The 19,067-nt window shown below is 66.2% G+C and carries 20 protein-coding genes; 12 read left to right on the plus strand and 8 right to left on the minus strand.

Features of this window, described 5'->3' with window-relative positions; genetic code table 11:
- Nucleotides 1-27: 27 nt before the first annotated feature.
- On the minus strand, nt 28-369 hold the full coding sequence (locus Q4G14_RS03040) for a multidrug efflux SMR transporter (protein WP_303360243.1): 342 nt from the start codon (nt 367-369) through the stop codon (nt 28-30).
- Between the two features lie 138 nt (nt 370-507).
- Here Q4G14_RS03040 and obgE point away from each other — a divergent pair, with 138 nt between their 5' ends.
- Nucleotides 508-1,542: a GTPase ObgE gene (obgE, locus tag Q4G14_RS03045; protein ID WP_303360244.1), complete on the plus strand. Its 1,035-nt coding sequence runs from the start codon at nt 508-510 to the stop codon at nt 1,540-1,542.
- A complete protein-coding gene (gene proB / locus Q4G14_RS03050) occupies nt 1,530-2,642 on the plus strand; it encodes a glutamate 5-kinase (protein WP_303360245.1) in 1,113 nt (370 codons plus the stop codon). Before obgE ends, proB begins: the two co-directional genes overlap by 13 nt.
- A gap of 21 nt (nt 2,643-2,663) precedes the next feature.
- On the opposite strand, the gene Q4G14_RS03055 is transcribed toward proB, so the two are convergent.
- Both Q4G14_RS03055 and pepN read right to left on the minus strand, forming a co-directional pair.
- Nucleotides 2,664-3,560, minus strand: a complete 897-nt coding sequence (locus Q4G14_RS03055) for a 1-acyl-sn-glycerol-3-phosphate acyltransferase (RefSeq protein ID WP_303360246.1) — start codon at nt 3,558-3,560, stop codon at nt 2,664-2,666.
- A 41-nt stretch (nt 3,561-3,601) separates the two neighbouring features.
- The gene (gene pepN, locus Q4G14_RS03060) at nt 3,602-6,205 is read right to left on the minus strand and encodes an aminopeptidase N (RefSeq protein ID WP_303360247.1); all 2,604 of its coding nucleotides are present in this window, start codon (nt 6,203-6,205) and stop codon (nt 3,602-3,604) included.
- 151 nt (nt 6,206-6,356) lie between these two features.
- Between pepN and Q4G14_RS03065 the strand changes: the two genes are divergently transcribed.
- From Q4G14_RS03065 to Q4G14_RS03095, 7 genes are all read left to right on the plus strand, one after another.
- Entirely contained in the window at nt 6,357-6,989 is a 633-nt protein-coding gene (locus tag Q4G14_RS03065; protein WP_303360248.1) for a hypothetical protein, read from the plus strand.
- Between the two features lie 86 nt (nt 6,990-7,075).
- A complete protein-coding gene (locus Q4G14_RS03070; RefSeq protein ID WP_303360249.1) occupies nt 7,076-7,762 on the plus strand; it encodes a D-lyxose/D-mannose family sugar isomerase in 687 nt (228 codons plus the stop codon).
- Nucleotides 7,763-7,840: 78 nt separating this feature from the next.
- Nucleotides 7,841-9,415, plus strand: a complete 1,575-nt coding sequence (locus Q4G14_RS03075; RefSeq protein WP_303360250.1) for a Re/Si-specific NAD(P)(+) transhydrogenase subunit alpha — start codon at nt 7,841-7,843, stop codon at nt 9,413-9,415.
- A 9-nt stretch (nt 9,416-9,424) separates the two neighbouring features.
- A complete protein-coding gene (locus Q4G14_RS03080; protein WP_303360251.1) occupies nt 9,425-10,933 on the plus strand; it encodes an NAD(P)(+) transhydrogenase (Re/Si-specific) subunit beta in 1,509 nt (502 codons plus the stop codon).
- A gap of 129 nt (nt 10,934-11,062) precedes the next feature.
- Nucleotides 11,063-12,355: a DUF3422 family protein gene (locus Q4G14_RS03085; protein WP_303360252.1), complete on the plus strand. Its 1,293-nt coding sequence runs from the start codon at nt 11,063-11,065 to the stop codon at nt 12,353-12,355.
- The gene (locus Q4G14_RS03090) at nt 12,356-12,484 is read left to right on the plus strand and encodes a hypothetical protein (protein ID WP_303360253.1); all 129 of its coding nucleotides are present in this window, start codon (nt 12,356-12,358) and stop codon (nt 12,482-12,484) included.
- A gap of 9 nt (nt 12,485-12,493) precedes the next feature.
- The gene (locus Q4G14_RS03095; protein ID WP_303360254.1) at nt 12,494-12,835 is read left to right on the plus strand and encodes an arsenate reductase family protein; all 342 of its coding nucleotides are present in this window, start codon (nt 12,494-12,496) and stop codon (nt 12,833-12,835) included.
- A gap of 34 nt (nt 12,836-12,869) precedes the next feature.
- Here the strand turns inward: Q4G14_RS03095 and Q4G14_RS03100 are convergent, their stop codons facing one another.
- The 5 genes from Q4G14_RS03100 to Q4G14_RS03120 form a co-directional block, all read right to left on the minus strand.
- Nucleotides 12,870-13,298 carry a TIGR01244 family sulfur transferase gene (locus tag Q4G14_RS03100; RefSeq protein ID WP_303360255.1) on the minus strand — a complete coding sequence of 143 codons (429 nt, stop codon included), beginning with the start codon at nt 13,296-13,298 and terminating at the stop codon, nt 12,870-12,872.
- A 48-nt stretch (nt 13,299-13,346) separates the two neighbouring features.
- Nucleotides 13,347-14,045 carry an HAD-IA family hydrolase gene (locus Q4G14_RS03105; RefSeq protein ID WP_303360256.1) on the minus strand — a complete coding sequence of 233 codons (699 nt, stop codon included), beginning with the start codon at nt 14,043-14,045 and terminating at the stop codon, nt 13,347-13,349.
- Nucleotides 14,042-14,719 (minus strand): phosphoglycolate phosphatase, encoded by a 678-nt coding sequence (gene gph, locus Q4G14_RS03110; protein ID WP_303360257.1) that lies wholly within the window; start codon nt 14,717-14,719, stop codon nt 14,042-14,044. Before gph ends, Q4G14_RS03105 begins: the two co-directional genes overlap by 4 nt.
- Nucleotides 14,716-15,270: a thioredoxin family protein gene (locus Q4G14_RS03115; RefSeq protein WP_303360258.1), complete on the minus strand. Its 555-nt coding sequence runs from the start codon at nt 15,268-15,270 to the stop codon at nt 14,716-14,718. Before Q4G14_RS03115 ends, gph begins: the two co-directional genes overlap by 4 nt.
- A 340-nt stretch (nt 15,271-15,610) precedes the next feature.
- The gene (locus Q4G14_RS03120) at nt 15,611-15,844 is read right to left on the minus strand and encodes a hypothetical protein (protein ID WP_303360259.1); all 234 of its coding nucleotides are present in this window, start codon (nt 15,842-15,844) and stop codon (nt 15,611-15,613) included.
- 130 nt (nt 15,845-15,974) lie between these two features.
- On the opposite strand from Q4G14_RS03120, the gene Q4G14_RS03125 reads away from it, so the two are divergent.
- From Q4G14_RS03125 to Q4G14_RS03135, 3 genes are read left to right on the plus strand one after another with little or no spacing between them, the layout of a single operon-like run.
- Complete coding sequence (locus Q4G14_RS03125) at nt 15,975-17,471, plus strand: UbiD family decarboxylase (protein WP_303360260.1); 1,497 nt, start codon at nt 15,975-15,977, stop codon at nt 17,469-17,471.
- Complete coding sequence (locus Q4G14_RS03130; protein WP_303360261.1) at nt 17,468-18,025, plus strand: UbiX family flavin prenyltransferase; 558 nt, start codon at nt 17,468-17,470, stop codon at nt 18,023-18,025. Before Q4G14_RS03125 ends, Q4G14_RS03130 begins: the two co-directional genes overlap by 4 nt.
- Complete coding sequence (locus Q4G14_RS03135) at nt 18,022-19,047, plus strand: NnrS family protein (RefSeq protein ID WP_303360262.1); 1,026 nt, start codon at nt 18,022-18,024, stop codon at nt 19,045-19,047. Before Q4G14_RS03130 ends, Q4G14_RS03135 begins: the two co-directional genes overlap by 4 nt.
- Nucleotides 19,048-19,067 lie beyond the last annotated feature (20 nt).

Consider the following 19,067-nt stretch of genomic DNA (forward strand, 5'->3'; position numbering starts at 1 on the left):
CCGCAAATCGCCAAATGTGACCCAGCGTCAATGCGTGGCGCTGCCGGAAAACAGGTTCAGAACCACCACCCCGGCAACGATCAGCGTGATGCCGATCATGCCCGCGGTATCTATCTGTTGGCCAAAGACAAATCGTCCGATCAGCGCCACGCAGATCACGCCAAGCCCCGACCAGATCGCATAGGCAACCCCAAGGGGAATAACCCGCAGCACATGCGACAGCAGATAGAACGACAGCGCATAGCCAAGCCCCATCAGCACCGTGGGCAGCAGCCGGGTGAACTGTTCCGACCGCTGCAACATGCTGGTGGCAAAAATTTCGCTGACGATGGCGGCGGCAAGGATGCCGTAGGTAAGGATGCCGGGCATAAAGCTCTCCTGCTTGGGACTGGTTTCGGTCTATGATCGGAATGATGGCCTGTCACGCTCAACCTTTCCGTGACGGGGCGGACTTGAACCGGGCGGCGCGCTGACGTATCGCGAAAGCCTGCAAAACAGGACGATGCCATGAAATTCCTCGACCTTGCCAAAGTCTATATCCGCTCGGGCGGGGGTGGGGCGGGCTGCGTCTCGTTCCGGCGGGAAAAATTCATCGAATACGGCGGGCCGGATGGCGGCGACGGCGGGCGCGGCGGTGATGTCTGGGCCGAGGCGGTCGAGGGGCTGAACACGCTGATCGACTTTCGCTATCAGCAGCACTTCTTTGCCAAATCCGGCCAGCACGGCATGGGCAGCCAGATGACCGGGAAATCCGGCGACGACATCGTGCTGCGCGTGCCGGTCGGCACCGAAATCCTTGAGGAAGACGAGGAAACCGTCATCGCCGACCTGACCGAGGTGGGGCAGCGGGTTCTGCTGGCGCGCGGCGGCAACGGCGGGTTCGGGAACCTGCATTTCAAGACCTCGACCAACCGCGCCCCGCGCAATGCCAACCCCGGCCTGCCGGGGATCGAGCGCACCATCTGGCTGCGGCTGAAACTGATCGCCGATGCCGGGCTGGTCGGCCTGCCCAATGCCGGGAAATCGACATTTCTGGCCGCCACATCCAACGCGCGGCCCAAGATCGCCGATTACCCGTTCACCACGCTGCACCCCAATCTGGGTGTTGTCGGGGTCGATGGGCGCGAATTCGTGGTCGCCGACATTCCCGGCCTGATCGAAGGCGCATCCGAGGGGCGCGGCATCGGCGACCGTTTCCTTGGCCATATCGAACGCTGCGCCGTTCTGCTGCATCTGGTCGATGGCACCTCCGAGGATGTGGCGACGGATGCGCGCACAGTCCTGACGGAACTGGAAAAATACTCGCCCATCCTGATGGCGAAACCGCGCGTCACCGCCCTGAACAAGATCGACGCGCTGGATGACGACACGCTGGCCGAGCGCCGCGCCGCACTGGAGGCCGAAATCGGCGGGCCGGTGATGCTGATGTCGGGCGTGTCGAAAACCGGCGTGACCGAGGTGCTGCGCGCGCTGTGGGCGCAAGTCGCCACGCATCGCGCCGATCAGGCCCCGAAACAGGCACCCGACACATGGCAACCCTAAGCCCGGATCTGGCGGCAGCGCGTCGTCTGGTGGTGAAAATCGGCTCGGCCTTGCTGGTCGGGCCGGATGGCCTGCGCGGCGACTGGCTGCGGGCGCTGTGCGATGACGTTGCCGACTGGCGGCGGCGCGGGGCCGATGTGGTGCTGGTGTCATCGGGGTCCATCGCGCTTGGCCGCCGGGTTCTGGGCCTGCCGGATACTGCGCTGCCGCTGGAACAGGCGCAGGCGGCGGCGGCGGTCGGGCAGATCCGGCTGGCCCGTGCCTATGAAGAGGCCTTGGCTCCGCATGGCGTCACCACGGCGCAGGTGCTGGTCACGCTGGAGGACACGCAGGATCGCCGCCGTTACCTGAACAGCCGGGCGACGATGCAGACTCTGCTGGGCCTTGGCGCGGTGCCGATCGTGAATGAAAACGATACCGTCGCCACGGACGAGATCCGCTTTGGCGACAATGACCGGCTGGCGGCGCAGATTGCCGTGACCTGCGGCGCGGATCAGTTGCTGCTGCTGTCGGATGTGGACGGGCTTTATACCGCGAACCCCAAAACCGACCCCGCCGCCGTGCATCTGCCCGTGATCGAGCGGATCACGCCCGAAATCGAATCCATGGGCGGCGATCCGGTCAGCGGGCTGTCCAGGGGCGGGATGAAAACCAAGCTGCTGGCGGCCCGGACGGCGGTGGCGGGCGGCTGTGCGATGGCGATTGCCGAAGGCTCGGTGCTGCATCCCTTGCGTGCCGTGGCCGGGGGCGCGCGGTGCAGCTGGTTCCTGCCCGAAGGCGATCCGCAGGCCGCGCGCAAACGCTGGATCGCGGCGATGAAGCCGCGTGGCACGCTGGCGGTCGATGCGGGTGCGGCGGCGGCGCTGGCCACGGGAAAATCGCTGCTGCCAGCGGGGGTCCGCGCCGTGACGGGCGAGTTTGGACGCGGCGATCCGGTGGCGATCACCGGCCCCTTGGGCGAAACGCTGGCCCACGGGCTGGCGCGCTATACCGCGGCGGAATCGCGCGCCATCGCCGGGCATCGCACCGCCGAGATCGAAACGATCCTTGGCTATCCGGGGCGGGCGGTCATCGTTCACCGCGACGATATGGTGGTATAGGCCGGGGCGCGGCCCGTCCGGTCAGGCGATGCCCTGCCGCTGCGGCGATACGACCGGGCGCACGCCGCCACGGGCCAGCCGCTGCGCGCCTTGCCCCGGTTCGGGCAGCGACAGAACCGCCTGCCGCAGAACCTCGATCCCGTCGTCGCTGTTGCGGGGCAGGGTGGCCGGGTCAATCGGCGCGCCGATGGTCAGGCGATAGGGCTGGCTGGCCTTGTTCAGCACCTCGTTGAACAGGGTCACGTCGCGCAGGGTCGGGTGGATCGCGTCCAGCAGGTAAAACAGCGCCGAGTTTCGCGCCCGGATGCGCAGCGGAATGACCGGCGCGCCGAATTTGCGCGCGATCATGGCGGCACTGGCCATCCACGGCCGTTCGTGCAGCGTCAGCCCGCGCCGCTTGGCCAGTCGCCCGGACGGAAAGATCAGCCCGATGCGCCCGGCCCCCAACGCCTCGCGCGTGTAGTCCATGGTGGCGCGGGTTTTGGCGTGACTGCGCTTGTCCTGACGCCACTCGACCGGAGCGATCAGGCTGACCATCTGCGGCAGCACCCGGATCATGTCCTGATTGGCATAGATGAACAGATCGCCGCGCAACTGGCTGATGACCGCGTGCAGCACCAGCCCGTCGGCGATGCCGGTGGGGTGGTTGGCCACGATCAGCGCCGGGCCGGTGGCGGGAATGTGTTCCAGCCCCTGCACCGTGACGTCGCGCACGATCAGCGATTCCATCCGGCGCACGATTTCGGGCGTGGGCAGATCGCGGAATTCCGCCGCCAGCCGGATCGTTTCGGGATAGCGCAGCAAACGCATCATCACGCTGCGGGCCAGCGCATGATGCGGGCGGCCCGAAAAGAACCATGGCGCGCGTTCCGCGATCAGCGGGTCCAGCCGGGCCTGCATGTCAGTCTTGGCGTTCATGACAGCACTATCACCGTTTCGTGTCGCCGGGCCAATAGGCATCAATCACCTGCGGCAATGATCCGCGTGACCATTTCAGAACTGTTGCGCGAAAGGCCCGGCAGCGCCGCGATCCGGTTCAGCGCAGCGCGGGCGCGCGCCCGCCGGTCGGGGTCATAGCGGTGCCAGGTGTCGAACACGGCCGATATGCGGGCAGCGATCTGCGGGTTCACCGGGTCCAGCCGGATCAGCCAGTCGGCAATGAAATCATAGCCCGAGCCATCGGCGGCATGGAACGCGGCATGGTTGGCCGCCAGCCCGCCGATCAGCGCGCGGAAGCGGTTGGGGTTTTTCCAGTCGAAATCGTCGCGCGCAGCCAGAGCGCGGGCGATTGAGGCGGCGCGGGCGGGCGGCGCGGCCATCGGCTGAACGGCGAACCATTTGTCCATCACCAGCCGGTTGCCGCTGAACAGGCCCAGCATCCGGTCAAGCGCCGCATCGGCGCGATCTGCGCGGACAAGAGCGGTCAGCGCGCCCATCTGCTCTGTCATGTTCCCCGCCTTGTCGAACAGCGCCGCTGCCCGCGCGCCGCCGTCCAGCCGCGACAGCAGCCCAAGCGCCGCCAGCCGCAGCGCGCGCCGCCCCGCCGGTTCGGCATCGGGGGTATAAGGACCGCCGGTCTCCATCGCGTCATACAGCGCGGCCAGGGCCGCCTGATGCGCCTGTGCCAGATCAGCGGCCAGCGATTCGCGCGCCGCGTGGATCGCGTCGGGATCGGGCGTCACCCCGCGCGCGGCCAGCAGGCTGGCCACCTCATCCTCGCCGGGCAGGGTCAGGCACAGCGCGCGAAAGGCCGGCTCTGCCGTCTGGTCCGCGATCAGGCGGCCGATGGCGTCCAGATGCCCCGCCGCCGCCGTCCCGCCCTGCGCCATCGCGGTCAGCGATGACAGGGCAAGGCCGTGCCCCGCCTCCCACCGGGCAAAGGGGTCGCGGTCATGGGCCAGCAGAAAGGCCCGGCCCGCGTCATCCAGATCGCGCGACAGCGTGACGGGCGCGGAAAAGCCGCGCAGGACCGAAACCACGGGCCGCGCGCCAAGCCCGTCGAAACGGAACGCCTGCTGCGCCTGCGTCATTTCCAGCACCTGCGTTTCGCGCAGCTCGTCGCCGTTCTGGCCGATCAGGCCGACGGCGATGGGGATGACACGCGGCGGCTTGTCCGGCTGACCGGGCGTCGGTGCGGTTTCCTGCGTAAAGGTCAGGGTCAGGCGGCCATCATCGGCAGCCCAATCCTCGGCCATGGTCAGATGCGGCGTGCCCGCGTCGGTATACCAGCGTTTGAACTGCGTCAGATCGCGGCCGGTTGCATCCTGAAACACCGCCAGCCAATCCTCGATCGTGGCGGCGTCGCCATCGTGGCGGGTGAAATACAGATCCAGCGCGGCCTTGTAACCATCATCCCCCACAAGCCGTTTCAACATGCCGATCACCTCGGCCCCTTTTTCATAAACGGTAGCGGTGTAGAAATTGTTAATTTCCTGATAGCGGTCGGGCCGGGGCGGATGCGCCAGCGGCCCGGCGTCTTCGCGGAACTGGCGGTCGCGCAGGGTTTTCACATCCTCGATTCGCTTGACCGGGGCCGAGCGCAGGTCCGAGGTGAACTGCTGGTCGCGGAACACCGTCAGCCCTTCCTTCAGGCAAAGCTGAAACCAGTCGCGGCAGGTGATGCGGTTGCCGGTCCAGTTGTGGAAATATTCATGCGCGATCACCGCCTCGATCCGTTCGTAATCGGTGTCGGTGGCGGTGTCGGGGCTGGCCAGCACCAGTTTCGAGTTGAAGATGTTCAGCCCCTTGTTTTCCATCGCGCCCATGTTGAAATCGTCGATGGCAACGATGTTGAACTCGCTCAGGTCATATTCGCGGCCATAGACCTGCTCATCCCACTGCATGGATTTCACCAGCGATTCCAGGGCGAAACCGGCGCGATCCTCGTCACCCGGACGAACCCAGACGTTCAGCGCCACCTCGCGGCCCGACATGGTGGTGAACCTGCCGCTGACCGCGCGCAGATCGCCGGCGACCAGCGCGAACAGATAGGCGGGCTTGGGCCATGGGTCGATCCACAGCGCGCCGATTCGCGTTATCGCACCGTGCCGCTCCTCGCTTGGCACGGCGCGGTCGCCGTTTGACAGCTCGACCGGCTGATCGGAATGGATCGTGACCTGAAAGGGCGCCATCACATCGGGGCGGTCGGGGTAAAAGGTGATGTGGCGGAAGCCCTCGGCCTCGCATTGGGTGCAATAGATGCCGCCCGACAGATACAGCCCTTCGCAGGTGGTGTTGGCGGCGGGGTTGATCTGCACATCCGCCGACAGGGTGAACGGACCGTCGGGCAGGGTGGCGGCGGGGATGGTCAGCGTCTCGTCCTTGCGGTCGTAATCGGCGGGCGACAGGTCGCGGCCGTCGATGGACAGCCGGTGCAGGATCAGCGCGCTGCCCCCGTCCAGCACCAGATCGGCCCCCTGGGCGAGTGGGGTGAAATCCAGTTCCGATTGCACCCGCGTCGCATCGGGCGACAGGTCGAACACCAGCCGGGTTTCGCGCAGGTGAAACGGGTATGGGCGATAATCTGCCAGATAACGGGTTGTTTGTGCGGAATTTTGCGTCATAAGCAGACCTGCCTGAAAAAGCCAGCGGGCGTGGGGAACCTTCACATCCGGCAAGTGTTATTCGGGAGAGTGTCGGGCCGCAAGGTCATCGGCCCTGCATATGCAGGGCAATGGGGCCAGACCAGAATATTAGCCAGGAGGGCAATGAAACATGACCTATGATCCGAACGATCCGAACCGCTCGGCCCCTGCCGAGGAACCGCGCCGTGAAGCCTATGTCGAGCCGGTGGAACGCCGCGCCTCGGCCATGCCGCTGATTATCGGCGTGCTGCTGGCGCTTGCGCTGGCCTATTTCGTTCTGACCCGGTTCATGGCCAGTGACGAAGTTGTCGTCGAAGGCGACACCACCACCGTCACCACCACGACCGAGGCCCCCGCCGCGACCGATCCGGTGGCGACGGCCGAACCTGTTTCGCCCGTGACCGAGGCGGAAACCGCTGTCGAAGGTGCCGCAACCGAGGTTGAAAGCGCCGTCGAAGGTGCCGCCGCCGAGGCAGAGGCCGCAGCCGATGAGGCCGCCGCCGCCGCTGATCGCGCCGCCGATGCCGCCGCGACCGAAACCGAAGCCGCGGCCGGTGCCGCTGCCGATGCGGCGCAGGATGCGGCCAGTGCCGCGCAGGACGCCGCTTCGAGCGCCGCGACCGCCGCTGAAGGCGCGGCCAGCGATGCCGCTGATGCCGCCGCCCGCGCCGCCGACGAAGCGGCCCGTGCCGCTGGCGAAGCTGCGGATGCCATCGGCGATGCCGTGACGGTCGAGCCGACCACCCCCGCGCCGACCAACTGATCCGGCGATCTGCCACAATCCGGCCGCGCGAGGGCTTGCCCCCGCGCGGCCTTGGCGTTTCATGGGGCCGGAAACAGGGGGCGCGGATGAAACGGTCACGGATCAATGACATCATGGGCGACGCGATCGAGGTGATCGCGCGGTCTGGCCAGCAACTGCCGCCCTTTGCGTGGTGGACGCCGCGCGAATTCATCGACCGCGCCACCCCGGCCATCGTCGCGGGCCGTCTGGGCTGGGATATAACCGATTTCGGCGGCGGCGATTTCGACCGCAGCGGGCTGTTTCTGTTTACCCTGCGCAATGGCAGCCTTGCCGAACTGGCGGGCGGGGCAGGGCGCGTCTATGCCGAAAAGCTGTTGGTTGTGCAGGACGCCCAGCTTGTGCCGCTGCACACGCATCTGTTGAAAACCAAGGATCTGGTGAACCGCTGGGGCGCCACGCTGGCCCTGCGGCTGTGCGGATCGGATGCGCAGGGCGGCATCGACACCCGCAAGGGCGTGACCGTGGAATGCGACGGCATCGCACGCTGGGTGGAACCGGGCGGCGTGATCCGGCTGGAACCCGGCGAATCCGTCACGCTGCGCCCCGGCGACTGGCACGAATTCCGCGCCGAGGGCGGCACCTGCCTGATCGGCGAGGTGTCCAGCGTGGCCGACGATCAGACCGATACGCTGTTCGCGATCCCGCCCGGCGCGCCCCTGACCATCGCCGAGGACATGCCGCCCCGGCACCTTTTGGTCGGCGACTACGACCATTTGCCAAGGAACAGATAGTCGCGGCAGGCCCTCGCAGCCTTGTGAAATGTCGATTCGCGGTGCTAGACATTTGCCGACGTTGAACAGGGGGTGCCCATGAAGATCGGCGCGTTGAAGGAAACTCAGAGCGGCGAGGCGCGGGTCGCGATCACGCCGTCATCCGCAGGTCATCTGCAAAAGCTGGGCCATCAGGTCTTTGTCGAATCCGGTGCCGGATCGCAGGCAGGCTTTTCCGATGAGGATTATCGCGCCGCTGGCGTAACGGTCGAACAGACCGCAGCACAACTGACCGATGCGGTCGATGTGGTCGCCAAGGTGCGTCAGCCGTCTGATGCCGAAGTGGACCGGATGCGTCAGGGCCAGACGCTGATTTCGTTCTTTTACCCGGCGCAGAACCCGGATCTGCTGGAAAAAACCCGGCAGCAGGGTGTGACCGCGATTGCGATGGACATGGTTCCGCGCATCAGCCGGGCGCAAAAGATGGACGCGCTGTCCTCGATGGCGAATATCGCCGGTTATCGCGCCGTGATCGAGGCAGCGGGCAACTTTGGCCGCTTTTTCACCGGGCAGGTGACGGCGGCGGGCAAGGTGCCGCCGGCCAAGGTGCTGGTCATCGGCGCGGGTGTGGCCGGTCTGGCCGCCATCGGTGCCGCCGTGTCACTGGGCGCGCAGGTCTATGCCTTTGACGTGCGCCCCGAGGTGGCCGAACAGATCGAATCCATGGGCGCGGAATTCGTGTTCCTCGAATTCGACCAGCCCGCGCAGGACGGCGCGGCGACCGGCGGCTATGCTGCGCCCTCGTCGCCCGAGTTCCGCGAAAAACAACTGGCCAAGTTCCGCGAACTGGCCCCGGAAATCGACGTGGTTATCACCACCGCGCTGATTCCGGGCCGCGATGCGCCGGTGCTGTGGACCGCCGACATGGTGCAGGCGATGAAGCCGGGCAGCGTGATCGTGGACCTTGCCGCCGAAAAAGGCGGCAACTGCGAACTGACCGTGCCGGATCAGCGTATCGTCACCGAAAACGGCGTGGTCATCATCGGCTACACCGATTTCCCCTCGCGCATGGGCACGCAGGCGTCGGAACTGTATGGCAACAATATCCGCCACTTTATGGCCGACCTGACGCCGGGCAAGGATGGTGTCGTCGTTCACAACATGGAAGACGACGTGATCCGCGGCGCCACCGTCACCCATGACGGCGACGTGACATGGCCACCACCGCCGCCCAAGATCGCCGCCATCGCGGCGCAAAAGCCCAAGGAAAAGAAAAAGGAACTGACGCCCGAAGAACGCCGGGCGCAGGAACTGGCCGACTTCAGGGCGCAGACGAAATCGCAGGTCACGCTGCTGGCCGTGGGCGCGCTGCTGATGCTGCTGGTCGGCTGGATCGCACCGGCCAGCTTCCTTCAGCACTTCATCGTCTTTGTGCTGGCGGTGTTTGTCGGCTTCCAGGTGATCTGGAACGTCAGCCACTCGCTGCACACGCCCCTGATGGCGATCACCAACGCCATTTCCTCGATCATCATCGTCGGCGCTTTGCTGCAGATCGGGTCCGGCTCGGCGCTGATCGTCATTCTGGCGTCGCTGTCGGTGCTGATGGCGGGCGTGAACATCTTTGGCGGCTTCATGGTCACGCGGCGGATGCTGGCCATGTTCCAGAAATCGTAAGAGGGCGACATGGAACATTCGAATTTCACCCCGCCCGTGATTGTGTCCGACACGCATGGCGCACTGGCCGCGCTGCCGGCCTATGGCTTTACCACCGCCGCTTATGTGGTGGCGGCGGTGCTGTTCATCCTGTCGCTGGGCGGCCTGTCCGGGCAGGAAAGCGCCAAGCGCGCCGTCTGGTATGGCATCGCCGGTATGGCGCTGGCCGTGGTCGCCACGCTGATGGGGCCGGGCTATGGCAACTGGCTGTTGTCGCTGGTGATGATGGCCATCGGCGGCGTGGGCGGCGTCTATGTCGCCAAGCGCGTGCAGATGACGGAAATGCCGCAACTGGTCGCCGCCATGCACAGCCTTGTCGGTCTGGCGGCGGTGTTCGTGGGCTTTAACGCGCATTTCGAAATGATGCGCGTGCTGCGCGCCCGCGCCGAAGGGCTGCTGACCGAATTCACCGGCTTTGCCGCCGTTCTGGCGCACAAAACCCCGGCCGAGCTGACCATGCTGAAAATCGAGGTCGCTCTGGGCATCTTTATCGGTGCCGTGACCTTTACCGGATCGGTCGTCGCCTATGGCAAGCTGGCGGGCAAGATCGACGGCAAGCCGAAAAAGCTGCCCGGCGGTCACATGCTGAACGCGGGTGCGGCGGCGCTGTCGCTGCTGATGGTGGTGCTGTATTGCGCCTCGGTCGGGCCGGGCACGCTGTGGCTGCTGGTGATCGCGCTGGCGGCGTTCTTCATCGGCTATCACCTGATCATGGGCATCGGCGGCGCCGATATGCCGGTGGTGGTGTCGATGCTGAACAGCTATTCCGGCTGGGCGGCGGCGATGATCGGCTTTACCCTGTCGAACGACCTGCTGATCGTGGTCGGCGCGCTGGTCGGGTCGTCGGGTGCGATCCTGTCCTATATCATGTGCAAGGCGATGAACCGGCACTTTGTCAGCGTGATCCTTGGCGGGTTCGGCGGCGAGGCTGGCCCCGCGATGGAGATCGAGGGCGAGCAGATCGCCATCGACGCCGATGGCGTGGCCGCGGCGCTGAACGACGCGGACGAGGTTATCATCGTCCCCGGTTACGGCATGGCGGTGGCGCAGGCGCAGGGCGCGGTCAGCGAACTGACCCGCAAGCTGCGCGCGCGCGGCAAGAACGTGCGTTTCGCCATCCACCCGGTCGCGGGCCGTCTGCCGGGGCACATGAACGTGCTGCTGGCCGAAGCCAAGGTGCCCTATGACATCGTGATGGAAATGGACGAGATCAACGACGATTTCCCGTCCACCGACGTGGTGATCGTCATCGGCTCGAACGACATCGTGAACCCTGCCGCGCAGGAAGACCCCAACAGCCCCATCGCCGGGATGCCGGTGCTGGAGGTGTGGAAGGCCAAGAACGTGTTCGTGTCCAAGCGCGGGCAGGGGACCGGCTATTCCGGCATCGAAAACCCGCTGTTCTACAAGGAAAACACGCGGATGTTCTATGGCGATGCCAAGGACAGCATCAACAAGCTGCTGCCGCTGATCGACTGATCGCAGGGCAGGGCGCAAGACGGGGGCGGGCCGCTGGGTCCGCCCTTTTTCTGTCGGCGTGGCGGAATATTCGTCTGATGCGACCTCTGGCCGATGGCGCGGCGCGCGCTTGTTGGCCATGATGCCGCCATGAAACCCGATGACGATCACCCGCTGCGCTATGCGCTGGTTAATGAACTGCACGCGCGGCCTTCGCCTCGGGTAATGCCGCCGGCGACGGTGGCCTATCTGGCCATCAAAGAGCCGCGCGATGCCGTGGGCCGCAACCGGGCGCGCGATTACGATCACCTGTCGGCGCTGGTCGCGCGCCATGGCGGGCCGCGCCCCGACCCGGACGGCAGCCATTATGCCGGGCAGCTTGGCCGCCATCATCTGCGATGGGAAAGCCATGCGGAGTTCGTGACCTATGCCGCCTTTACGCCGGGCCTGCCGCCGCATCCCTTTGACCCCAAGGCGGGGGCGGTCTTTCCCGCCGACTGGCAGGCGGGTGCGCCGGGCAAGCGGGTGGCGGCGGTTCTGGTGCAGGTTCAGTGGCTGCCCGATGACATCTCTGAACTGACCGCCCGCGCGGCGGAATGGTTCGCCCCCGACAGTCTGGCCATGTCGTGGATCCTGGAAGAAGCCGCCGTTGTCGCCAGCGATTTCCGCATCGATTCAACCGGATGGATGCGCTTTGCCGTTTTCGTCCGCCCCGGCGAAAGCGATGCCCGCGTCGGCCGCATCGTGCAGCGCCTGACCGAGCTGGAAACCTATCGCGCCATGTCCATGCTGGGCCTGTCGCGCAGCCGCAGCCTGATGCGGCAGTTGAACGGGATCGAGGCGCGGTTAAGCGAGATCGTCGATCACATGTCCGCCGACCAGCCCGCGGACGCCTTGCTGCACGAACTGCTCAAGGTCTCGAACCAGCTGGAAACGCAGGCCACGCAGAACTTCTTTCGCTTTGGCGCAACCGCCGCCTATGAGGCCATCGTGGCTGAAAGGGTGAAGTCGCTGCGCGAGACCCGCTTTCAGGGGCGGCAGACGTTAAGCGAGTTCATGACCCGCCGCTATTTACCCGCCATGCGAACGGTGAAATCCGCCGAACATCGCCTGAACGCCGCGCTGGAGCGGGCGACGCGGGCAGGGGATCTGCTGCGCACCCGCGTCGATGTGGAACGGTCGGCGCAAAATCAGGCGGTGCTGAACAGTATGGACCGCCGCGCCGATCTGCAATTGCGGCTGCAACACACGGTCGAGGGGCTGTCGGTGGTGGCCATCAGCTATTACGCGGTGGGGCTGGCGGCCTATGCGCTGGCACCGCTGGCGGGTGCGGTCGGGCTGGACAAGGCGGCGCTGCTGGCGCTGCTGGTGCCGCTGGTGGTCGGTGCCGTCTGGCTTAGCCTGCGGCGGATCAAGGCGGGGCTGCACCATGACGATCCCTGATTGCGCAAGCGTGGCCTGTCGGGCGATACTGGCCCTGATCTGAAAGGAGCCATGATGAAGCTGATCCTGTCCCTTGCCGCCGTGCTGGCCCTGGCCGGTTGCGGCGTGCCGTTCGTGCCCCTTATCTAAAGGCTGAAAATGTCGAAAAAACTTGAAATGTTTGGTCTTGCGCATTGCTCTACCTGTCAAAAAGCGCAGGCCGCGCTAGAGGCTGCGGGCTGGCAGGTTGCCTTCCGCGACGTGCAGAAAGACCCGCTGTCCGAGGTTGAGCGTCAGCGGTTGGCCGATGAATGGGGCGAAAAGATCATCAATCGCGCCAGCCTGACATGGCGTGGCATGTCTGATGCGGAACGGGATTTGCCGCCGGTTCAGATGATGGGCGAAAAACCCAGCGTGATGAAGCGCCCGGCCATCGCCGCTGATGACCTGCGGCTTTTGGGCTGGACTGCCAACGTCAAGCGCGCCCTGGGGGCAGAGTGAAATCAACGGGTTAAGGGCGATTCCTGACCAACCCTCAACGCCTGTTTCCGGCCAGCGAGGCGATCAGCGGGCGCACCGGGGTCAGATCGTAACCGGCGCGCAAGGCCGTTTCGACGATCTCGGCTTCGGGCAACCGCCCCGCCTGCGTCAGCGCCCACAGTGTCGTCGAGCGGTTGCCAGAGCGGCAATAGGCGATCACCGGCTTGGCCCCGGAAATGGCCACCTCGTAATCGGCGATCATGTCGGGGGTGATCCGGCCGGGCGTAAAGGGGATCTCGTGATACTGCATCCCGGCCGCCTCGGCCGCCGCGCGCATGGTATGGCTGTCGTGATCCGGCGCGGTTTCGGCATCAGGGCGATTGTTCACCAGCACCTTGAACCCCGCAGCGGCCAGTGCCGGCACTTCGTGGGGCATGATCTGGGGCGATACCGCAAGATCCGGGGTCAGTTGGCGCAGGTCCATCGCACTCTCCTTTGGCTAAGGGGATTTCGTGCATCCGGGGTGGCGCTGTCAAGCCACACGATGCCGCGCCGTCAGGCAGGCCAGCGGATCGGGCAGGGGGGCGGTCAGATCGGGCAGAACCCAGTCTGCTGCTGAAAAATCGGTGTCGCGCGCATATTCCGACGGCGTTATCAGCACCCGCAGCCCGGCAGCCCGCGCGGCTGTCATCCCGGCCTGACTGTCCTCGATCACGATGCAGTCGCTGGCGGGCAGGCCCAGCCGTTCAAGCGCCAGCAGAAACACATCGGGCGCGGGCTTAGGAACCCGCACCTCGTCCCCGGCGGCGATGACCTGAAATACCTCGGCTGCGGGGCGTTCCAGCGTGGCGGCGATCAGGGCCTCGACATTGGCGCGGCTGGTGGTGGTGGCGATCGCCTGCCGCACACCGTGGCGCTGCGCGGCCGCGATCAACGCCGCCACGCCGGGCCGCAACGGCGCCCCGCCGCGTTCCAGTAATCGCACATAACGATGTGTTTTATCAGCATAAATACGCCGCAGCAGGTCATCCGGCAGGGTGTTGCCGGTTTCATCGGCATAGGTTCGCAGGCGATCAATGCCACCGGGGGCCAGCAGCAGGCGTTTATAGGTCAGGCGATCCCAGTTCCAGTCGATGGCAAAGGCGCGAAACGTCTCGTTAAAGGCGCAACGCTGGGTTTCCTCGGTCTCGGACAGGGTGCCATCGACATCCCAGATCAGCGCGCCGATCATGCTGACAGCCCCTCGACCAAGGCGGGCAGGGCGGCGAAATCGTCGAATGCGGCGGCATGAGGCAGCTCGCCCACGGGCTTTTGCCGATAGCCGCGGGTGAACAGCAGCAAGGGCACCGGCACGGCGGCGGCGCAATCGGCATCAAATTCGCTGTCACCGACATAGAGCCCCTTGGGCCGGACCGGACCGGCACCCAGGGCGGCAAAGGCTGCGCGCAGGGGCGCCGGGTCAGGTTTCTTTTGCGGCAGGGAATCGCCTGCAATAACAACGCGGAACAGCGCATCTATGCCAAAATGCTGCAAGATGGCCTGCGTCGGTTGTGCGGGCTTGTTGGTGCAAATCCCCAAGGGATGACCGCGATCCGCCAGAACGCCCAATGTTTCAAGGACGCCGGGATACAGCCGGGTCAGCGCCGTTGCGTGATGATAGCGGGTCATAAAGGCCGCAACCAGATCGCGGTGCAGATCCGCGCGGGCACCAACTGCCGCAATGATGCGTGTCCACAGCAGGTCAACACCGCCGCCGACAAAGCTGCGGATCGTGTCCAGCGGCAGCGGACGCAGGCCGTTCTCGCGCAGGACGGCATTGGCGGCGCCGTGAATATCGGGCACGCTGTCAATCAGGGTGCCATCCAGATCGAACACCACCGGACAAGGGGCAAAATAAACGCTCATGCGGTTTTCCATTTGATCGAACAGCCCATCGAGGGCACCTGATCCTGCGGCCCTTGGCCCGTTTCCGCGATTTGCATCATCGCCTGAAACAGATCGCGGCGGGCATCAGGCGCGCCGGCAGTGCGGCCCGACGCATCCAGCCGCCCGCGATACTGCAACGCGCCTTCGGCGTTATATCCAAAGAAATCAGGCGTGCACTCCGCCCCGAAAGCCCGTGCAACATCCTGATTTTCATCGTAAAGATACGGGAAAGGAAAGCCGTGCCTCCGCGCCTCTGCCTGCATCTGTTCGGGGCCATCCTGCGGATAGCTGGCCACATCATTCGACGAAATCGCCACAACGCCAACGCCCGCCGCCATCAGGTCACGCGCATCGCGCACGATCCGGTCCATCACCGCCTGCACATAAGGACAGTGATTGCAGATAAACATGACCAAGGTGCCGCGCGCACCGCGAACATCGGCCAAGCTGTAGCTGCGCCCATCGGTTCCGGGCAGCGCGAAATCAGGCAGCGGCGCGCCAAAGTCGCAGACGGGGGGTGATACGGCCATCAGAATCTCCTGCTTGTGCCAGATGTGCCGCAGGGCGCAAGCTTCGGCAAGATGGTCAAAAGTAGCAGATTTTGGGGATTGCAATGCATTTATGTTCCATAATACGGATTATCACTTAAATACAATGTCCAGTTGACGCGCAGCGTTGGTTGTGGAGCTGTAGCCGCGTGGAGATTGGCTTGATGACCAGGATTTGCGCTGCACATGGCGCGAAACACTGTGTGGCCATGATCGTCCAAAGTGGCGGCGGCCGTGGCCGGGTGACGGTGGTGGCACCAAGCGCCCGCTGTAAACGCCCTGCCCCATCGCCCCGCCATGCCTGTCGCATCTGCGGCGCAGGTCATCGCCCCACATGTGGCGTGAACTCGGCCCCGCTGGCGCCGGTCAGAAAGCCGTCGGACAGCCGCCCCAGCGGGACCGAGCCGCGCAGGTGTTCTGTCAGCGTCTGCGCATCGGTCTGCCCGGCCAGCAGGTCGTCATAGCCGCGCACCACCCCGACGAAATCGCGGCTTTGTGGCGACAGGCGCAGCGCGGCAACTCCGGCCTGACGCAATGCGTCAATGTGGTGGGCCATCGTCGCGGTGGACTGGCTGAGCGTCTGGGTCAGGCTAGCCGCCCGGCGCGGGGCGGAACTTGACCGAAGGCAAATCTTCATCCCCCGCCCGCATGTTAGCCATGAGGCAGGCTGACACAGGATAACCGGCGTGCGGAGTTTACCCATATTCACCGATCTGCGGGCATTTCTTGAATGGAATCAGCGGTGCGGACAGGTTTTGCGCCTGCCTGACCCCGTGTCGGTCCGGCACGAGATGACGGCGGTGCAACTGGCCGCGCTGCGCGCCGGCGGGCCGGTGCTGCAATTTGACGCAGCCACCCTGCCCGATGGTCGCCCCGCCGGAATGCCGGTCGTCACCAACCTGTTTGCCACCTCGGAACGGGTTGCGGCGGGCATGGGGCTGACGCTGGATCAGGTGCCCGATTTCGGCGCTTTTCTGGCCGCCCTGCGCAGCCCGCCCCCGCTTGAAGGGATGCGCGACGCCCTGTCCCGCTGGCCGATGCTGCGCGCGGCGCTGTCCACCCGGCCCCGCATGTCGCGCCACGGCCCGGTGCAGCAGAACGTGACCGAAACGCCCGACCTGACCGCCCTGCCCGTGCAGGTGCCGTGGCCCGGTGATGGCGGGCCGCTGATAACTTGGCCGGTCGTCGTTACCCGCCCGCATGACAGCCGGGCCGAAGATGTGATGCGCTATAACCTTGGCGTCTATCGCGCGCAGGTGCCTGGCCCCGACCGGCTTATCATGCGGTGGCTGGCACATCGCGGCGGAGCGGCTCATGCCCGGACATGGGCGCGGGCAGGCGAGCCGATGCCGGTGGCCGTGGTGCTGGGGGCCGACCCGGCGACGCTGCTGGCCGCCGCCCTGCCCCTGCCGGAAACCGTGTCCGAGATGACCTTTTCCGGCGTACTGCGCGGCGCGCGAACCGAACTGATCCCCGCCCGCACCGTGCCGCTGATGGTTCCCGCCCGCGCCGAAATGGTGATCGAGGGCTGGATTCACCCCGGCGAAACCGCGCCCGAAGGCCCCTTTGGCGACCATACCGGGTATTATAACGCGGTCGAGCCGTTCCCGGTGATGCGCGTCAGCGCCCTGACCCATCGCGACGATCCGATCTATCTGACCACCGTCACGGGCCGCCCGCCCGACGAACCCTCGGTCATCGGCGAGGTGTTCAACGATCTGGCCCTGCCGGTGATCCGGGCGCAGATCCCCGAAATCCGCGATCTGTGGCTGCCGCCCGCCGGCTGTTCCTATCGCATCGCGGTCATCGCCATCGACAAGCGTTATCCCGGTCAGGCGCGGCGCGTGATGATGGGCGTCTGGGGGATGCTGCCGCAGTTCAGCTATACCAAGCTGCTGATCGTGGTGGATGACGACATCGACCCGCGCAACTGGGATGACATCGCATGGGCCTTGGCCACGCGGATGGACCCGTCGCGCGACCTGATGGTGCTGGAGCGCACACCGATGGACTATCTGGATTTCGCCTCTCCCGAGGAGGGGCTGGCGGGCAAGCTGGGCATCGACGCCACCACCAAGATCGGGGCCGAAACCAACCGCGAATGGGGCAAGGTGATGGCGCTGAACCCCGACCATCAGACGCGCGCGGCTGAAATCCTGTCACGCGCGGGACTGGCGCGATGAGAGTGGTTCTGGGGGTATCGGGCGCATCCGGCGCGGCGCTTGGGCTGGCCTGCGCGCGGCATCTGCGCGATGCGGGGGCGCGGGTCGATCTGGTCGTGTCGCGCATGGCCGAACGCACCCTGACGGATGAAGTTGGCCCGGATGCGCTGAGTGAACTGCGCGATCTGGCCGACCGCATCCATCCCGTCGCCAATCTGGGGGCGACCATCGCGTCAGGCTCGCACCCGGTGCGCGGCATGATCGTCGCGCCCTGTTCGATGCGCAGCCTTGCGGCGATCGCGCATGGGCTGGACGACACCCTGCTGACCCGCGCCGCCGCTGTGCAGCTTAAGGAACGCCGCCCGCTGATCCTGCTGACGCGTGAGGCGCCGCTGACGCTGGCCCATCTGCGCAACATGACCGCCGCAACCGAAATGGGCGCGGTGATCCTGCCCCCCGTCCCCGCCTTTTACCTGCGCCCCGCCAGCGTGGACGAGATCATCGGCCAGATCGCCGCCCGCACGGTGGACCTGCTGCGCCTTGGCCCGCCGCGCGCCGCAGGCTGGGTCGGATGACTTCCTTTGCCCTGCTGGCAACGCCATGGCGAGCATTTCTGCCGGTCATGGCGATCCTGTCGGCAGCCGTGCCGCTGGCTGTGCTGCACGGCTGGCAGGCCCCGGCCGGGCACGGAGGGCTGATGCTGCTGGTCATGGTTCTGGGCGCGATCTGCGGCTATGCGCCCTCGGCTCTGCCCGGTTGGGATGGCGGGCCGGTGCCGTCGCCTGCGGTAACGGCGGCGCTGCTGGTGCTGTGGCTGCTGACGCTGGCCGGGGCGGCGGCGGGGGTGCTGTGGCTGATCTGGGCGCTGCCGGTCGGCCTGTCGCTGTTGTTGCTGCGCCGCAGGCGTGGCAGCGCCAAGCGGTGGGTGGTTTCAGGCGCGGCGATGACCATCAGCGCGCTGATCGTGGCCGGGCAACCGGCGGATGCGGTGCTGATTGCCGCCGCATTGGTGGCAGGCATCGGTGCCCGCGCGGTTCCGGCATTTCTGGCCGGGATCACCGGTCAACGGGCGGCTGATATGCCCCGGATTTGGCCGATTTCTACGGCGCTGCTGGTGGCGGCGGCGATCCCCTGCCCGCCCGCGGCCCTTGCTGCCGCAGGCTGCGTGCTGGCGCAGATGCGCGCGTGGTCCTTGTCAGCCGTGCAACGCCCGGCAGGTGCGATGCTGGTTGCGGCATGGATCGGGCTTGCGGCAGGATTGGCGGCGCACGGGTTCGGCCTGACCACCGCCGCCCTGCATCTGCTGACCATGGGCGCCATCGCCCCGATGATCGCCGCGATCTCGACCCGCGCGGGGATGCGGCGCAGCGGTAGAGCGCCCGTCGCCAGCCCTGCCGCCATGACCTCGGTCACGCTGCTGATGGCCTCGGCCTGCTTGCGGTTGGCCGCAGCGGCAGGTCAGGTGCCGCTTGGCGCGGCATATGCGGTCTGGTGTGCCGGATGGGCCGCTTATCTGACCGCCCTGGCCCCGGCCTTGCACGGCCCGCCGCTACGCCCGGCGTTTTCGGGGCGCAGGTCGGGGCGATCTGCGGATTAGGCGTTTCGTCGCAGCAAAAG

The organism is Paracoccus sp. (in: a-proteobacteria), from assembly GCF_030538755.1.
GTDB lineage: Bacteria > Pseudomonadota > Alphaproteobacteria > Rhodobacterales > Rhodobacteraceae > Paracoccus.

Bases quoted from the DNA above. Each gene is read 5' to 3' on its own strand.
- Q4G14_RS03130 (WP_303360261.1), top strand. From the start codon at position 17,468: ATGAGAGTGGTTCTGGGGGTATCGGGCGCATCCGGCGCGGCGCTTGGG.
- Q4G14_RS03105 (WP_303360256.1), bottom strand. From the start codon at position 14,045: ATGATCGGCGCGCTGATCTGGGATGTCGATGGCACCCTGTCCGAGACC.
- Q4G14_RS03055 (WP_303360246.1), bottom strand. From the start codon at position 3,560: ATGAACGCCAAGACTGACATGCAGGCCCGGCTGGACCCGCTGATCGCG.
- pepN (WP_303360247.1), bottom strand. From the start codon at position 6,205: ATGACGCAAAATTCCGCACAAACAACCCGTTATCTGGCAGATTATCGC.
- Q4G14_RS03115 (WP_303360258.1), bottom strand. From the start codon at position 15,270: ATGGCCGTATCACCCCCCGTCTGCGACTTTGGCGCGCCGCTGCCTGAT.
- Q4G14_RS03085 (WP_303360252.1), top strand. From the start codon at position 11,063: ATGAAACCCGATGACGATCACCCGCTGCGCTATGCGCTGGTTAATGAA.
- obgE (WP_303360244.1), top strand. From the start codon at position 508: ATGAAATTCCTCGACCTTGCCAAAGTCTATATCCGCTCGGGCGGGGGT.
- Q4G14_RS03070 (WP_303360249.1), top strand. From the start codon at position 7,076: ATGAAACGGTCACGGATCAATGACATCATGGGCGACGCGATCGAGGTG.
- Q4G14_RS03095 (WP_303360254.1), top strand. From the start codon at position 12,494: ATGTCGAAAAAACTTGAAATGTTTGGTCTTGCGCATTGCTCTACCTGT.
- Q4G14_RS03065 (WP_303360248.1), top strand. From the start codon at position 6,357: ATGACCTATGATCCGAACGATCCGAACCGCTCGGCCCCTGCCGAGGAA.
- Q4G14_RS03100 (WP_303360255.1), bottom strand. From the start codon at position 13,298: ATGGACCTGCGCCAACTGACCCCGGATCTTGCGGTATCGCCCCAGATC.
- Q4G14_RS03120 (WP_303360259.1), bottom strand. From the start codon at position 15,844: ATGGCCCACCACATTGACGCATTGCGTCAGGCCGGAGTTGCCGCGCTG.
- Q4G14_RS03080 (WP_303360251.1), top strand. From the start codon at position 9,425: ATGGAACATTCGAATTTCACCCCGCCCGTGATTGTGTCCGACACGCAT.
- gph (WP_303360257.1), bottom strand. From the start codon at position 14,719: ATGAGCGTTTATTTTGCCCCTTGTCCGGTGGTGTTCGATCTGGATGGC.
- Q4G14_RS03040 (WP_303360243.1), bottom strand. From the start codon at position 369: ATGCCCGGCATCCTTACCTACGGCATCCTTGCCGCCGCCATCGTCAGC.
- Q4G14_RS03075 (WP_303360250.1), top strand. From the start codon at position 7,841: ATGAAGATCGGCGCGTTGAAGGAAACTCAGAGCGGCGAGGCGCGGGTC.
- proB (WP_303360245.1), top strand. From the start codon at position 1,530: ATGGCAACCCTAAGCCCGGATCTGGCGGCAGCGCGTCGTCTGGTGGTG.
- Q4G14_RS03135 (WP_303360262.1), top strand. From the start codon at position 18,022: ATGACTTCCTTTGCCCTGCTGGCAACGCCATGGCGAGCATTTCTGCCG.